We start from the raw sequence: 14483 nt of genomic DNA, 5'->3' as shown, positions 1-14483 counted from the left end.
CGCCGCTCGCACCTACCGCCTCCTAATGACCGACTGGACCGAGAAGTATCGGCCCTCCTCTCTCTCCGAACTCCGCGGGAACAACAAGGCCCGCGACGCGCTGAAGAAGTGGGCCGAGACGTGGGACGAACACCGCGACGCCGCCATTCTTCACGGAAGCCCCGGCGTCGGCAAAACCTCGGCGGCCCACGCGCTGGCCAACGACATGGACTGGCCAACCATCGAGTTGAACGCCAGCGACCAGCGCACCTCCTCGGTCGTCGAGAAGGTCGCGGGCGAGGCCGCCAAGTCCGGGACGCTGACCGGGGGCGGCGACGGCCGCCGACTCGTCATCATGGACGAGGCCGACAACCTCCACGGGAACGTGGACCGCGGCGGGTCGAAGGCCATCACCGGCGTCGTCAAGGAGGCCGGACAGCCGATGATACTCATCGCCAACGAGTTCTACGACATGTCCAACACGCTCCGGAACGCCTGCGAGGAGATAGAGTTCCGAGACGTGCAGGCCCGGTCCATCGTGCCCGCGCTCCGGCACATCTGCAAGCAGGAGGGCATCGACTACGAAAAGGACGCCCTCCGCGCTATCGCGGACAAGAACGACGGCGACCTGCGCTCGGCGGTCAACGACCTGCAAGCCATCGCCGAGACCGAACAGCGACTCACCGCCGAGGACGTGGAGGTCACGGGCGACCGCGACCGGTCGAGCGGCATCTTCGACTTCCTCGACGCGCTGTTCAAGGAGGAGGACGCCCGGAGCGCGATTCAGGAATCCTACGACGTGGACGAGACGCCCGACGACATGCTGAACTGGGTCGAGGACAACGTTCCCAAGGACTACGAGGGCGCGGAACTGGCCACCGCTTACGACTTTCTCTCGAACGCCGACAAGTGGCTCGGCCGGGTGCGGGCCACGCAGGACTACTCCTACTGGCGCTACGCTGGCGACAACATCGCGGGCGGGGTCGCGGCGGCCCGGAAGGGCAAGAAAGACGACTGGACGCGCTACGGCCCGCCGAGCTACTGGCGGAAGTTGGGGAGTTCCCGCGGGAACCGGAACAAGCGCGACTACGTGGCCCGGAAAATCGCCGAGGCCGACGGCGTGAGCATGTCCACCGCGCGCCGCGAAATGGTGCCGTTTCTCGCGGCGATGACCCACCACTGCAAGAACCGGGAGCTGACGATTGCGATGACCGCCAAGTACGACCTCGACGCCAAGCACGTCTCGTTCGTCACCGGGTCGGGCAAGGACACCAACAAGGTCCAGAACATCGTCGAGTCGGCCGAACAACTCCGAGAGGAGGCGGCCGTGGAGCATTCTGGGGGCGCGTTCGCGGGAAGTCACGGGTCAGCGTCCGCCGCCGACGAGTCGGCGGCGTCGGATTCGGAGGCCGAAGCGTCGGCGGGGGAGACCGACGAGACCGAGACCAGCGACGACGAGTCCGACGACGAGGCGCAGGCCGGGTTGGGCGACTTCGGCTAAGGCCGACTACCGCGCGGGCCAGACCAGAATCTCGCCATCGACGCCGACCCGCACGTCGTGGCCCTCGTACTGGAAGGTGACGGAGGTCTCGGTCTCCCGTTCGCGCATCGACGCCACGAACTCGTGGAGGGCGTCGGGGTCCATATACTCGTACAGCGGCGCGAGTTCGGTCACGGAGACACCGGTGGCCCGCGAGATGGCGTTCGTGACCGCCGAGTCGAGCGTCTCGGTGCCCGACCAGTCGGCCTGCACGCGCAGGGGTGTCTCGCTCTCATACTCCACCGCATCGACCGTGTGCGTTTCGGTCTTCGACATTGTATCTCGCCGACTGTGCCAAAGGCTGACAGGTGCTTCAACCCCTGAAACGCTGTACCCCGATTGGTGGCTCTGCGGGCGGCTTGGTCCCGAGTTAACGCGAATTAAGCCCGTCAATTCGCTCCTACCCGGAGTAACCGCGCCCTACGTTCGGAGAAACGCGCCGTGGAATCGAGTTGGACGGGGCGAGACGGCCAAAACGACGCAACTCCTTTTTCTCTGCGCGTCGCAGGGACGCGACGAATGGGGGCGCGACAGTCCATCGCCGTGCTCGTCGGGGCGCTCTGTCTGGCGACTACAATCGGTCCGGCCGTCGGTGCGACGACCGCCGTCGGCGATTCGGTCGCCGGGACCACCAAGTCCGCGACCGCCGTCGGCGAAGCGACAGGCCCGCGCGCACTCACCGACGCGGAGACTCGGAACCAGAGCCAGCGCGTCACGCCCGACACGGTCGTCCTCGACGCTCGCGTGTACGAAAACGGCTCCGCGAGGTGGCGTGTCGTCTACCGCACGCGACTCGACGACGCCGAGACGACCGCGGCGTTCAGAAGCTACAAAGCGGATGTGGAAGCGAACGCGACCCGGTACAGCGAGCAGTTCGTCGAGCGGATGAACGCCACCATCCGGAGCGCCGAGCGGGCCACCGGCCGGGAGATGTCCGGCGGGAACTACTCGGTCCGGGCCGAGATTCGGGAGTTCCCCCAGCGATACGGACTCGTCGTCTACTCCTTCGAGTGGCGCGACTTCGCGGCGATCTCCGGGGACGAGGTCCGAGTCGGCGACTCGCTGTCGGGACTCATCCTCAACCAGAAGACGCGCCTGCTGGTCGAGTGGCCCGAGGGCTACGAGGCGACGACCGTCCGGCCGCGACCCGATTCAGGGGATGAGCGGCGCGAGCGGGCGGTCGTCTGGAACGGACCCATCGAGTTCGCGGCCAACGAGCCGAGAATCGTCCTGAACGCACCCAGTTCGAGTGGTCCTGCGGTGCCGTGGCGACTGGTCGCGGCCGTGACCGGCGGACTCGCGGTCGTCGCCGCGTTCGCGGCCGGTGGCTGGTGGCTCCGGCGCGACGGCGCGGACCCCGACCCGGACGACAAACCGCCCGAGGACCTGTTGAGCAACGAGGAGCGAGTCCTCAGACTGCTCGAACGCCGCGGCGGTCGCATCAAACAGCGCGCGGTCGTGGACGAACTCGGCTGGACCGAGGCGAAGACGAGTCAGGTCGTCAGGAACCTGCGCGAGCAGGGGAGGTTGGAGAGTTTCAGGCTCGGTAGGGAGAACGTACTCGCGCTGCCGACCGAGCGACAGGAGTCCTGAACCGCGGTTAATTCGGCTGAATCCGGGTTCAGCGACGGCGACTTATTATCCGTGGAGGGCGTCGAGTGCATCGATGAAGCCGACGTTTCTCGTCCTCCTGACTGCGGTGGGACTGGCGCTCGTAACCGGGGTCGCGGTCGCCGACCAGTCGGCGGGACCGACCGCCGACGGCCCGGAGTTGCCCGGCGAGGAGACGACGACCAACGAGAGCGACGGCGGCGAGGCGAATGACGAGACGAACGACGAGAGCAAGACAACGCCCGGTCTCTCGCCGGGCCAGCGACTCACCGGTGCGGTCGGCGCGCAGGGGGCGTCTGTGCAGGGCGAACTCCTGAATCGGTCGCTCTCCGAGCGACTGGCGAACGCGACGACGCCCGCCCAGCGCGCGCAAGTGGTGGCCGACGAGAACGAATCGCTGGCGGCGTACCTCGACGCGCTCGAAGGCGTCCGCGAGAATATTACGACGGCGTGGGAAGCCGACGACCTCTCGGAAGGTCGGTACCGGGCCGCACTCGCCGAGTTCGTCGTCCGCGCGCGAACCGTCGAACTCCGGGCCAACCGGACCGCGCGGGCGGCCGAGGAACTGCCGGAATCGGTGCGCGAGACCCACGCCATCAACGCGACGCGCATTCGGGACCTCGGCGAGCGAGCGCGCGAACTCTACCGGTTCGAGGAGCCGATTGCGCGAGAAGTCGCCAACCAGACGGTCGAAAACAACGGCGAGCGCGCGCTCCCAGTCGAGCGACCGTTCAATCTGACGACGGCGTAGCGCGGTCGCCGGAAGACGAGCCGAAAAAACGTCGAGTCAGTCCCCCGCGACGGCCGCTCACTTCACCCGCGAGAGGAACTGCTTGGCGCGGTCGGTCCCCGGATTCTGGAAGAACTCCTCGGGCGGACCGGTCTCGATCACGTCGCCGTCGGCCATCAGCACGATTCGGTCGCCGACTTCGCGGGCGAAGCCCATCTCGTGGGTGACGACCAGCATCGTCATGCCCTCGTCGGCGAGCGTTCGCATCACTTCCAGCACCTCGCCGACCAGTTCGGGGTCGAGCGCCGACGTGACCTCGTCGAACAGCATCACGCTCGGGTCCATCGCCAGCGCCCGCGCGATGGCGACGCGCTGTTGCTGGCCGCCGGACAACTGGTTGGGGTACGAATCGCCCTGCGCGCCGAGTCCGACCTCTTCGAGCAGTTCGTGTCCGCGCTCGGTTGCCTCGGACTTCGGAAGTCCCCGGACCTCCGTCGGCGCGAGCGTAACGTTTTGGAGCGCCGTCTTGTGCGGGAAGAGGTTGAAACTCTGGAACACCATCCCGATGCGCTGGCGCAGGCGGTTCACGTCCACGTCGGGGTCGGTGATAGGCGTCCCCTGAATCCGGATTTCGCCGTCCTGAATCTCTTCGAGGCGGTTGACACAGCGCAGGAGCGTCGATTTCCCGCTCCCGCTCGGCCCGACGATGACGACGACTTCCTGTTCTTCGATTGAGAGATCGACATCCTTCAGGACGTGCGTCTCGCCGAAGTATTTGTCCACCTCGTCGAACTCCACGGCCGGAACGTCAGTCATGGCTCTCACCCCATTCCGAGCGGCGTTCGAGATAGCGCACGAGTTTGCCCAGCGGGAGCGTGATGGCGAGATACGCCACGGCGACCAACACGATGGGTGTCCACGCGTCGAACGTGTTGCTGTTGACGTTCCGGAACACGCTGATGATTTCGGGCACCGCGAGGACCGTCAGCAGCGAGGTGTCTTTCACGAGGATGACTTGGTCGTTGCCCAGCGCCGCGAGCGCGTTGCGCGCGGCTTGCGGGAGGATGACCTCGCGCATCGCGTCGATGTAGGACATGCCGAGCGACCGGGCGGCCTCCATCTGGCCGTCGGGGACGGCGGTGATACCGCCCTTGATGGCCTCGCCGGAGTAGGCCGCGTGGTTGATCGTCAGGCCGATGATGGCCGCGGCGAAACTCCAGTTCTCGATGGGGAACGGTTGGGGCGACGCCCGCCAGAACGCCGGGATGCCCAGGTAGATGATGAACAACTGGAACAGCAGCGGCGTTCCCCGGAAGAACTCGACGTAGGCCGTCGCTATCGAGCGAGTGAACCGCGTCCGGGACACCCGACCCAGTCCGACCAGCGTGCCCGCGATGAGCGACAGCACGCTCGAAATGAGGAATATCTGGAGTACGAGCAGGTAGGCGTCCACGAACCGCGGGACGATGGCCTGCATCAGTTCGTAGTCCACGAAGTCGGTCAGTATTCGATACAACAGGTAGAGGACCGCCAACGTGAACAGTCCGGCGACTGCAATGCCGAACCACTTGACCCGCCGGTCGGTCAGCACCCCGTCGTTAGTCTGGGGTTCTTCGACGTTCGTTTCGTCTGAGTATGTTCCCGCCATTATCGATGTATACCACGCTATCGTCAACGACCAAAAATCCTGCCTCGGTCGTCAGTTGCTGGACGATTCGAAATACTCGCCGTAAATATCGTCGTATCGGCCGCTCTCTCTGATAGCCGCCAGCGCCTCGTTGACCTGCTGGCGGAACTCGTCGTCGTCCTGCCGGAACGCGATGCCGTACTCCTCGACGGTGAGCGTGAGGTAGGGCGGTGCGTCTTCATCGTTCTCGGCGGCCTCGCCCTCGCCTTCGAGGAAGACGACGCCGTCTCGCTCGTTGACGTACTTGGCGTTGACCGTGTTGTCGTTGATGACCGCGGACGCCTGATTGTTCAGCAGGGCGTTGAACGCGCCGGTAATCTGGTCGTAGCTGTCGAGGGTAAGGTCGCCGTCGAAGTCCTCTTTGAGGCCCTCGGCGGCACTCTCGCCCGTCGTCCCCTTCTGGACCGCGACCGTCTCGCCCTTGAGGTCGTCGAGTTGCCCGATATTACCGTTTTCGAGGATGGCGACGGTCTGGTAGGCCGTGAAGTACGGGTTCGAGAAGTCCACCTGTTCGGACCGCTCGTCGTTGATGGTCATCGCCGACATGACCACGCGGAAGTTATCGTTCTTCAGACTCGGGATGATGGTGTCGAACCCGGTCTGCTTGAACTCGTAACCCAGACTCATCTCCTCTTCGAAGATGGCTTTTGCGATGTCCACGTCGAACCCGGTCAGGTCGCCGCTCTCCGTGCGGTACTCGAACGGCGGGTACGGAATGTCCGACCCGATGACGATGGGTCCCTCGACGCTCGAACTCTCTTCGGTGGTCTCGCTGTCAGAGGTTTCGTTGCCCGTCATCTCTTCGGTGGTTTCGCTTCCGTCGCCCTCCGAGCCGCCGAGACATCCCGCAACCGTCAGGCCGCCGGTGACACCGGCGGTTCCCTTTACGAACGTACGTCGTTTCATGCGTATGATACGGTCCGGTTTAGAGCATACCCATTTACTCTTTTTGATTTTCTCCCGCTCCGCAAAATACGGTGACAGATATTGTTCGAAAAAGCTTCAATAGTAACTAACTTTCAGTAGAGTCGCAAAAGTTGCGAAGACTTCTGATACGGTTCAGTTCCCGGAGTCGGCCGTCGTCGCAGTTTCCGTGGTCGTCTCGCCCGATTGCTGGCCGCGTTCGACGATGGCCGCTGGCGGGTCGCCGGTGAAATACTCCCGGTAGATTTCGGCGTATCGCCCGCTCTCGATGACCGCGGCCAACGCCTCGTTGACCTGCTGGCGGAACTCGTCGTCGTCCTGCCGGAACGCGATGCCGTAGCGCTCGACGGTGAGCGTGAGGTAGGGCGGCGCGCTCTCGAACTCCTCGGCGGCCTGCCCCTCTCCCTCCAGCAAGGTGACGCTCTCCTGATCTTCGGTGTACTGGAGGTTGACCGCGTTGTCGTTGACGACCGCGACGGCCTGATTGTTCAGCAGGGCGTTGAACGCGCCGGTAATCTGGTCGTAGCTGTCGATGCTGAGGTCGCCGTCGAAGCGCTCTTGCAGTCCCTCGGCGGCGGCCTCGCCGGTCGTCCCCTTCTGGACCGCGACTGTTTGGCCGCGCAGGTCCTCAAGACTCTGGATACTCCCTCCCTCCAGCACTGCCACCGTTTGGAACGCGATGAAGTACGGGTCCGAGAAGTCCACCTGTTGGGCGCGCTCGTCGTTGATCGTCATCGCCGACATGATGATGCGGAAGTTCCCGTTCCGCAGACTCGGGATGATGGTGTCGAATCCGGTCTGGACGAACTCGTACTCTTGGTCCAGTTGTCCGGCGAAGAGGGCCTCGGCGATGTCCACGTCGAACCCGACTAGCGACCCGTCCTGCGTGCGATACTCGAACGGCTTGTACGGGATGTCCGACCCGATTTGGACGACTCCTCCGTCCTGCGCCCCGGATACGCCGCTCAGTGCGAGTCCGCCGACGACTCCTGCGCTCCCCTTGACAAACGTCCGCCTGTCGATGTGCATCTGTTTTCCCCCGAACTCACGTCTACGCGATACTATATAACCGTGGCGCGAAACGTCCATATTCGGACGAAAGAGCCGCTAAAATTCGATTAGTCGTCGCTCGGATACCCGGCCGCGGCGTCGGCGGTCCGCGAGTCGGGCGCTCCCGACCGTTCGTAGGACCACAGCGTCGTCGCCAACAGCGAACCGAAGATTATCAGCGCCGCGGTGTGGTGGGCCACCTGCACGAGCGGGGTGTAGACGAACACCGTCGCGCCGCCGAGGATGACCTGAATCGGCGTCACCGCCAGCGCGAGGGTGGCCGCGCCCCGGATGCGCTTCTGGCCGGTGTATTTCCACGACCCGGCGGCGGTGCCGAGGATGAAGAACCCGGTAACCATGGCGACGAGTCGGTGGAACCACTCGACGAAACTCGGCCACGTCTGCGGAATCAGGCCGCCGTCGCAGAAGGGCCACTGGGCCGAACACGATAGCCCCGCGCCCATCGCGGCGGTGTAGACGCCGAGCAGGATGAGCGTGAACGTGAGACCGGTCGTGACCGCCGCAAGGTGGCGGAACCGGACCATTATCGGACGCCTCCCGCGTGTCGGAGTGTGTGGACTTTCACGGTTGGAACTCCCCTTATCGGACGTTTCGGCCGGTCGTACTTAGGTCTGTTCGACTGGCTTCCCGAGCGGATTCGGCGGCCGAAGGCCCACCGAATCCACCTGCTTGAAGGCCGTCGGCCACGAGCGACCACATATGACCAAGCAGGAGCGTCTCGACGCCTACCTCGCCGAGAACGACCTCGAAGCGGTCTGGTTTGCCCGACCGAACTCCTTCGCGTGGCTGACCGGCGCGAGCAACGTCGTGGACCGCGAGACCGACACCGGGGTCGCCGCGGTGGGGTACGACGGCGACCGACTCGAAGTCGTGACGAGCAACATCGAAGCGAACCGCTTCCGCGAGGAGGAACTGGCCGACGAGATTCCCGTCACCGAGTTCCGGTGGTACGAGGGGTCGCTCGCCGAGGCCGTCGCCGACCACAGCGGGGTGCCCGCCACGGCCGACTTCGACGTGCCGGGGATGGCGACCGTAGACGCCTCGCCGCTCCGCCAACCGCTCACCGAGGCGGACATCGAGAACTACCGCGAACTCGGGCAAGAGACCGCCCAAGCGGTCGAGTCGGTCTGCCGGGAACTCCAACCCGACGACGTGGAGTCGGAAGTCGCCTCCGCGCTCCGAGTCGCGCTGTCGGCGCGTGACATCGAGGTACCGGTGGCGCTGGTCGGCGGGAGCGAGCGCGCTCCGAAGTACCGCCACTACACCCCGACGAACGCCCGACTCGGCGAGTACGCGCTGGTCTCGGTGACGACCCAGCGCGACGGTCTCCACGCCAGCGCGACCCGGACCGTCGCCTTCGAGTCGGAGATGGACGACGCCGACCTGAACGACCTCGGCGACAGACACCACGCCGCGCGCATCGTGGAGACGACCGCGCTCGGCGCGACCCGAGCCATCGCGGACCTCTCGGCCGACCCCGAGAGCGTCTTTCAGGCGATTCAGGCCGCCTACGAACATCTCGGTTACGCCGACGAGTGGCAAAAGCACCACCAAGGCGGCGCGGCCGGGTTCGCGGGCCGAGAGTGGTTCGCCGCGCCCGAGATCGGCGACGAAGCCGAAATCACGACGCCGATGGCCTACGCCTACAACCCGACGATTCAGGGGGCCAAAAGCGAGGATACCGTACTGGTCACGGACGACGTCTCCGAGTCGGACTCGGAGGCTCGCCGGACGGAGTCCGGCGGTGGGTTCGAGGTGTTGACCGACACCGGACAGTGGCCCACGACGGCCGTGGACGCCTACGACTACGACGCCGTGATAGAGCGGCCCGACGTGTTGGTGCAGGGTGCGGACGACTGAAGGCGTCAGATTTCGTCGTCTGTCGAACCCCGGTTCGACGCCTTCGGGTAGATTTTTACGGTCGGCGACGGTTCGTCCGATTATGGGACTAGACGAGGATTCACTCGACTATCACCGAGAAGAACCGCCGGGGAAAATCGAAATTTCGACGACCAAGCCGACGAACACCCAGCGCGACCTGAGTCTGGCGTACTCGCCGGGGGTGGCCGCACCCTGCCGCGCGATAGACGAGAACCCCGACGACGCCTACAAGTACACCGCGAAGGGGAACCTCGTGGGCGTCGTCTCGAACGGGTCGGCGGTCCTCGGGTTAGGCGACATCGGCGCGCAGGCGTCCAAACCCGTGATGGAGGGGAAGGGCGTCCTGTTCAAGCGATTCGCCGACATCGACGTGTTCGACATCGAGTTGGACCAAGAGGACGCCGAGGACGTGATTCGGACGACGAAGGCGATGGAACCCACGTTCGGGGGCATCAATCTGGAGGACATCAAAGCGCCCGAGTGCTTCGAAATCGAGGAGACCCTGCGCGAGGAGATGGACATTCCGGTCTTCCACGACGACCAGCACGGCACCGCCATCATTTCGGGCGCGGCCCTGCTCAACGCCACCGAAATCAACGGCAAGGATATCGAGGACCTGAAAATCGTCTTCTCGGGTGCGGGGGCCTCCGCAATCGCCTCCGCGCGGTTCTACGTCTCGCTCGGCGCGAAGAAGGAGAACATCATCATGTGTGACTCCTCGGGCATCATCACGCAGAACCGCGCCGACCACGGCGACGTGAACGACTACAAGGCCCAGTTCGCCCGCGACGTGCCGGAGGGCGACCTCGAAGACGCGATGGAGGGCGCGGACGTATTCGTCGGTCTCTCGGTCGCCGGAATCGTCAGCCAAGAGATGGTCCAGTCGATGGCTGACGACCCCGTCATCTTCGCCATGGCGAACCCCGACCCCGAAATCGGCTACGAGGAGGCCAAGGCCGCCCGCGACGACACGGTCATCATGGCAACCGGGCGCTCGGACTACCCGAACATGGTCAACAACGTCCTTGGGTTCCCGTTCATCTTCCGGGGCGCGCTCGACGTGCGCGCGACCGAAATCAACGAGGAAATGAAGATAGCGGCCGCGGAAGCGCTCGCGGACCTCGCCAAGCAGGACGTGCCCGACGCCGTGGTCAAGGCCTACGGCGACCAACCGCTCCAGTTCGGTCCCGAGTACATCATCCCGAAGCCGCTGGACCCCCGCGTCCTCTTCGAGGTCGCGCCTGCCGTCGCCGACGCCGCGACGGAGAGCGGCGTCGCCCGCGGCGAGTTGGACACCGACGAGTACGTCGAGACGCTGGAGGCCCGACTCGGCAAGTCCCGCGAGATGATGCGGGTCGTCCTGAACAAGGCCAAGTCCGACCCCAAGCGCGTCGCGCTCGCGGAGGGCGACGACGAGAAGATGATTCGGGCGGCCTACCAGATGCAGGAGGAGGGCATCGCCAAGCCTGTTCTCATCGGCGACAGCGACTCCATCGCGGCGACTGCCGCGGACCTCGGTCTGGACTTCGACCCCGACATCGCTGACCCCGCGAACGCCGACCACGACGCGTACACCGAACGTCTCTACCAACTCCGTCGCCGGAAAGGTATCACCGAGAGCGAGGCCGAGGAACTCGTACGGAAGGACAGCAACTACTTCGCCAGCGTGATGGTCGAACAGGGCGACGCCGACGCGATGCTGACCGGCCTGACCCACCACTACCCCTCGGCGCTCCGACCACCCCTGCAAGTCATCGGCACGGCCGACGACGCTGACTACGCCGCGGGCGTCTACATGCTCACGTTCAAGAACCGCGTCATCTTCTGCGCGGACGCGACGGTCAATCAGGACCCCGACGAGGACGTGCTGGAAGAAATTACTCGCCACACCGCGGAACTCGCCCGGCGGTTCAACGTCGAACCGCGCGCGGCGATGCTGTCGTACTCGAACTTCGGGAGCGTAGACAACGAGGGCACGCGCAAGCCACGGAAAGCCGCCGAGGCGCTCCGCGCGGACCCCAACGTCGATTTCCCGGTTGACGGCGAGATGCAGGCCGACACCGCGGTTGTCGAGGACATTCTCAACGGGACCTACGAATTCTCGGAACTTGACGACCCCGCGAATCTCCTCATCTTCCCAAACCTCGAAGCGGGCAACATCGGCTACAAACTGCTCCAGCGGTTGGGCGGCGCGGACGCCATCGGTCCGATGCTGGTCGGCATGGACAAGCCGGTCCACGTCATCCAGCGCGGCGACGAGGTCAAAGACATCGTGAATCTGGCGGGCGTGGCAGTCGTGGACGCCCAGCAGAACGAATAGGCTCCGCGAGCGAACGGAGTGAGCGAGCGACTTTTTTGCTGGAGATTTTTTGCGCGACGGTGCCGAAGCGAGTGAAACGAGCGAGGATACCCCACCGCGAGAGGCAGTAGCTTCAACTATCGTGAGACGCAGAACCAGACATGAACCACACTACGGAGCGCGTCACGCTCGCGCGACTCCCCTCCGGCGTCGAAATCGAGACGACAGTGCACATCTACGACGGCGCGGCCGACGGGCCGACGGTGTACGTGCAGGCCGCCCAGCACGGCCGCGAGATAAACGGGACCGAGACGTTGCGGCGCGTCCACGACGAACTGCTCGCGGGCGAGACCGACCTCGCAGGGCGACTCGTCGCGGTGCCGGTCGCCGACCCTCTCACGTTCGACCGGGTGTCGTACACGACGCCCGAGCAGTTGGACAGCGTAAACCCGAACATGAATCGGGTCTGGCCGGGCGACCCGGAGGGCACCGTCCACGAACGCATGGCGGCGACGCTCTGGGAGTACGCCGAGGACGCCGACGCAGTGGTGGACCTCCACACCGGGAGCGCCGACATGCTCACTCACGTCGTGTTCATGGAGGGCCACGAGGAGTCGCGCGCGCTGGCCGAGGCGTTCGGCACCGACCTCCTGCTCTCGGAGGAGGCGGGCGACGACGCCGACACAGAGTGGGCCGACCGCGACTTCGACGGGAAACTCCGCGTCGCGGCGACCCGCGAGGGAATCCCGACCATCACGCCCGAACTCGCGCACAACAAGCACCTCGTGGAGGACGCCATCGAGGCGGGCGTCGCGGGCACACTCTCGGTCCTCCGGCACCTCGACCTGCTGGAGGGCGACCCGGACGCAGACGGCGCGCGCCGACTGGCGCGCAACCACCTCGGTCGGGTCACCGCCGACGACGCAGGCCTGTTCCGGGTGGACTCCGACCGCGCGGTCGGCCAGCGCGTCGAACCGGGCGAGCGCGTCGGCACGCTCTACGACCCGACGACCTACGAGGTGTTACAGGAGGTCGAGACCGACCGCGCCGGAACGCTGTACTCGCTGACGCGGGAAGCAACGGTCTCGGGCGGCGAGACGCTACTGAGCGTCGCGTTACCCCGAGAGGAGTAGACGGGCGACGGAGTTCGAGTGAGAAATTCGCGTTCGGAGTGGTGAGAACTCGCGCTTGCGGGTGGAGAATCCTCGCCCGCGGGAACCAGTCTGGGACTCCGAAACGACGACGGCGGAGAAGGGTCGCTGGCGTCTCGGTCGTCACGTTCGTGCCGTGACGTACAGCACGGGCGCGACGACGAGCAGTGCGATGCCGAGGAACTTGAACGACAACGGTGCCATTTTCACCGGGAGCACGAGGAACAGCAGTCCGAACGTGATGGCGTTCAGCGACAGCACCTTCCGCGAACCGAGCGGTATAGCCGCCACCACCGACAGGACGAACGCCAGCAGCAGCACCTGCCCCACGTTGTACTGGAGCAGGAAGTCGTCGATGATGGGCAGTGGCACGAACTCTATCATCCTTACCGAAAACTCGCCCCGAAATACTCTTTAAAGTTCCGCTATGCGCCAGTCGGCCGGGTCGGTCGGGGGCGGATGGTCACCTCGTCGCGTCGCTCGTGGTCCCGAGCCGCGCTAACTTGTCCCTTGGAAGTCGAGCGGTCGAATCCAGACGTACCAGATGGCGAGTATCGCGGTCAGATAGCCGCTGACCCACACCGCGGTCCCGAGCGCCTCGTAGCCGACGGTCGTGAAGGCGTACTTGAGAAAGCCCGGTACGATGACGCCGGTCGCAAGCGCCAGTCCGAACCGAAGTTTCTCGCCGCCGCCCATCACCGACCACCGCCGTTCCGTCGGTTCATAGGACATGGTAGGGACTCCACGCAGGTCAACTCCTCGGTTTAGAATAGGAGCCAAGAGAGAATGGGAAAAGGGCCGGAAAATCTCTATCAGCAAATATAGTATTATGGGAAGATTTACATTATGAAGAATAGTAGTACGATGGTGATGAATGGGGAGCCACCGTCGGTAGAAAAAATTGTAGAGAGACTACAAAAGGAAGATAATCTACCAGACACAATCCATGCGAAACAAGTAAAACAGTTAGAGTATGGAAATGGATTGAAAGAAACCGAAGTAGAAATCTGGGAATCGCTTCCCTATCAATTTCGCTCAGAAGTAATATCTACCAAAGTTATTCAAGAGTTCGATTTCGAAATTAGCGTTATAAATAGTCCTGTGAGTGAGTTTGGAAAATCTGGAGATATAGTCCTTCAAGATAGAAACAAAATAGTGATTTATGACGAAAAACAAAATACGTACAAAATTCATCCGCTACAATCACCAAGAGAGCAAATCGGTCATACGATAACTACGACGCTGATTGGTTCTTCTCCGTTAACGACGTTTAATATCTCTTATGAAGGTGTAGAGTATGTTGCAGACCGTAAGGCCTATGTTTTACGATTCCAACCGACGGAGATGGTCAATTCGTTCTTAGAAAATCTTGACTATATTTTCATTTGGATAGATTCTGAATATTGGTTCCCAATGAAACGTGAGGTGGAATATAAAATTAAAGATGGAGAAATTTTCAATACTCATGAATCGGTAGATTTCCAAGAGATCGATTTATTGCAAAAAAGAAAGTTCAAGCAAGTAGATATAAATACCGAGTTGTCAGCGTCTATTTTTGACTTTGACCCGCCAAAAGACGCGAAACGTATCGATTAATTAGTGTCTTTCAG

15 protein-coding genes are annotated in these 14483 nt (G+C 63.5%); 7 read left to right on the top strand and 8 right to left on the bottom strand.

Annotated elements, in window-relative coordinates; translation table 11 throughout:
* Positions 1-25: 25 nt before the first annotated feature.
* Positions 26-1480: a replication factor C large subunit gene (locus EP007_RS02955; protein WP_128476230.1), complete on the top strand. Its 1455-nt coding sequence runs from the start codon at positions 26-28 to the stop codon at positions 1478-1480.
* A gap of 6 nt (positions 1481-1486) precedes the next feature.
* On the opposite strand, the gene EP007_RS02950 is transcribed toward EP007_RS02955, so the two are convergent.
* Positions 1487-1795, bottom strand: a complete 309-nt coding sequence (locus EP007_RS02950; RefSeq protein ID WP_128476229.1) for a HalOD1 output domain-containing protein — start codon at positions 1793-1795, stop codon at positions 1487-1489.
* A 243-nt stretch (positions 1796-2038) separates the two neighbouring features.
* Between EP007_RS02950 and EP007_RS02945 the strand changes: the two genes are divergently transcribed.
* Entirely contained in the window at positions 2039-3112 is a 1074-nt protein-coding gene (locus tag EP007_RS02945; protein WP_128476228.1) for a helix-turn-helix transcriptional regulator, read from the top strand.
* A 73-nt stretch (positions 3113-3185) separates the two neighbouring features.
* The gene (locus EP007_RS02940; RefSeq protein WP_128476227.1) at positions 3186-3881 is read left to right on the top strand and encodes a DUF7096 domain-containing protein; all 696 of its coding nucleotides are present in this window, start codon (positions 3186-3188) and stop codon (positions 3879-3881) included.
* Between the two features lie 57 nt (positions 3882-3938).
* Here the strand turns inward: EP007_RS02940 and EP007_RS02935 are convergent, their stop codons facing one another.
* The 5 genes from EP007_RS02935 to EP007_RS02915 form a co-directional block, all read right to left on the bottom strand.
* The gene (locus EP007_RS02935) at positions 3939-4676 is read right to left on the bottom strand and encodes an amino acid ABC transporter ATP-binding protein (RefSeq protein WP_128476226.1); all 738 of its coding nucleotides are present in this window, start codon (positions 4674-4676) and stop codon (positions 3939-3941) included.
* On the bottom strand, positions 4669-5508 hold the full coding sequence (locus EP007_RS02930) for an amino acid ABC transporter permease (RefSeq protein WP_128476225.1): 840 nt from the start codon (positions 5506-5508) through the stop codon (positions 4669-4671). The genes EP007_RS02935 and EP007_RS02930 overlap by 8 nt, the downstream gene beginning before the upstream one ends.
* Before the next feature lie 51 nt (positions 5509-5559).
* Positions 5560-6453: a transporter substrate-binding domain-containing protein gene (locus EP007_RS02925; protein ID WP_128476224.1), complete on the bottom strand. Its 894-nt coding sequence runs from the start codon at positions 6451-6453 to the stop codon at positions 5560-5562.
* A 153-nt stretch (positions 6454-6606) separates the two neighbouring features.
* A complete protein-coding gene (locus EP007_RS02920) occupies positions 6607-7494 on the bottom strand; it encodes a transporter substrate-binding domain-containing protein (RefSeq protein WP_368408098.1) in 888 nt (295 codons plus the stop codon).
* 95 nt (positions 7495-7589) lie between these two features.
* A complete protein-coding gene (locus EP007_RS02915) occupies positions 7590-8066 on the bottom strand; it encodes a COX15/CtaA family protein (RefSeq protein WP_243700435.1) in 477 nt (158 codons plus the stop codon).
* Positions 8067-8241: 175 nt separating this feature from the next.
* On the opposite strand from EP007_RS02915, the gene EP007_RS02910 reads away from it, so the two are divergent.
* The 3 genes from EP007_RS02910 to EP007_RS02900 all read left to right on the top strand — a co-directional run bounded on the left by EP007_RS02910 (position 8242) and on the right by EP007_RS02900 (position 12855).
* A complete protein-coding gene (locus EP007_RS02910) occupies positions 8242-9402 on the top strand; it encodes a M24 family metallopeptidase (RefSeq protein WP_128476221.1) in 1161 nt (386 codons plus the stop codon).
* A gap of 82 nt (positions 9403-9484) precedes the next feature.
* Entirely contained in the window at positions 9485-11743 is a 2259-nt protein-coding gene (locus tag EP007_RS02905; protein WP_128476220.1) for an NADP-dependent malic enzyme, read from the top strand.
* Between the two features lie 140 nt (positions 11744-11883).
* On the top strand, positions 11884-12855 hold the full coding sequence (locus EP007_RS02900) for a succinylglutamate desuccinylase/aspartoacylase family protein (protein WP_128476219.1): 972 nt from the start codon (positions 11884-11886) through the stop codon (positions 12853-12855).
* A 141-nt stretch (positions 12856-12996) separates the two neighbouring features.
* Here EP007_RS02900 and EP007_RS02895 read toward each other — a convergent pair whose 3' ends face one another.
* Together EP007_RS02895 and EP007_RS02890 are read right to left on the bottom strand one after the other, a co-directional pair.
* Complete coding sequence (locus EP007_RS02895; protein WP_128476218.1) at positions 12997-13257, bottom strand: hypothetical protein; 261 nt, start codon at positions 13255-13257, stop codon at positions 12997-12999.
* A 114-nt stretch (positions 13258-13371) separates the two neighbouring features.
* Complete coding sequence (locus EP007_RS02890; protein WP_243700434.1) at positions 13372-13605, bottom strand: hypothetical protein; 234 nt, start codon at positions 13603-13605, stop codon at positions 13372-13374.
* A 138-nt stretch (positions 13606-13743) separates the two neighbouring features.
* Between EP007_RS02890 and EP007_RS02885 the strand changes: the two genes are divergently transcribed.
* Entirely contained in the window at positions 13744-14469 is a 726-nt protein-coding gene (locus tag EP007_RS02885; protein WP_128476217.1) for a LolA family protein, read from the top strand.
* Positions 14470-14483 lie beyond the last annotated feature (14 nt).

Origin of the sequence: Halorussus pelagicus (assembly GCF_004087835.1) — an archaeon.
GTDB classification, from domain to species: Archaea; Halobacteriota; Halobacteria; order Halobacteriales; family Haladaptataceae; genus Halorussus; species Halorussus pelagicus.
Note: the sequence above shows the minus strand (reverse complement) of the source record. Positions and strands in the feature narration are given on the sequence as shown.

Excerpts from the sequence above, each read along its gene's own strand:
- EP007_RS02935 (WP_128476226.1), bottom strand. The coding sequence starts at position 4,676 with ATGACTGACGTTCCGGCCGTGGAGTTCGACGAGGTGGACAAATACTTC.
- EP007_RS02885 (WP_128476217.1), top strand. The coding sequence starts at position 13,744 with ATGAATGGGGAGCCACCGTCGGTAGAAAAAATTGTAGAGAGACTACAA.
- EP007_RS02890 (WP_243700434.1), bottom strand. The coding sequence starts at position 13,605 with ATGTCCTATGAACCGACGGAACGGCGGTGGTCGGTGATGGGCGGCGGC.
- EP007_RS02895 (WP_128476218.1), bottom strand. The coding sequence starts at position 13,257 with ATGATAGAGTTCGTGCCACTGCCCATCATCGACGACTTCCTGCTCCAG.
- EP007_RS02930 (WP_128476225.1), bottom strand. The coding sequence starts at position 5,508 with ATGGCGGGAACATACTCAGACGAAACGAACGTCGAAGAACCCCAGACT.
- EP007_RS02900 (WP_128476219.1), top strand. The coding sequence starts at position 11,884 with ATGAACCACACTACGGAGCGCGTCACGCTCGCGCGACTCCCCTCCGGC.
- EP007_RS02925 (WP_128476224.1), bottom strand. The coding sequence starts at position 6,453 with ATGAAACGACGTACGTTCGTAAAGGGAACCGCCGGTGTCACCGGCGGC.
- EP007_RS02910 (WP_128476221.1), top strand. The coding sequence starts at position 8,242 with ATGACCAAGCAGGAGCGTCTCGACGCCTACCTCGCCGAGAACGACCTC.
- EP007_RS02955 (WP_128476230.1), top strand. The coding sequence starts at position 26 with ATGACCGACTGGACCGAGAAGTATCGGCCCTCCTCTCTCTCCGAACTC.
- EP007_RS02905 (WP_128476220.1), top strand. The coding sequence starts at position 9,485 with ATGGGACTAGACGAGGATTCACTCGACTATCACCGAGAAGAACCGCCG.
- EP007_RS02945 (WP_128476228.1), top strand. The coding sequence starts at position 2,039 with ATGGGGGCGCGACAGTCCATCGCCGTGCTCGTCGGGGCGCTCTGTCTG.
- EP007_RS02940 (WP_128476227.1), top strand. The coding sequence starts at position 3,186 with ATGAAGCCGACGTTTCTCGTCCTCCTGACTGCGGTGGGACTGGCGCTC.
- EP007_RS02950 (WP_128476229.1), bottom strand. The coding sequence starts at position 1,795 with ATGTCGAAGACCGAAACGCACACGGTCGATGCGGTGGAGTATGAGAGC.
- EP007_RS02915 (WP_243700435.1), bottom strand. The coding sequence starts at position 8,066 with ATGGTCCGGTTCCGCCACCTTGCGGCGGTCACGACCGGTCTCACGTTC.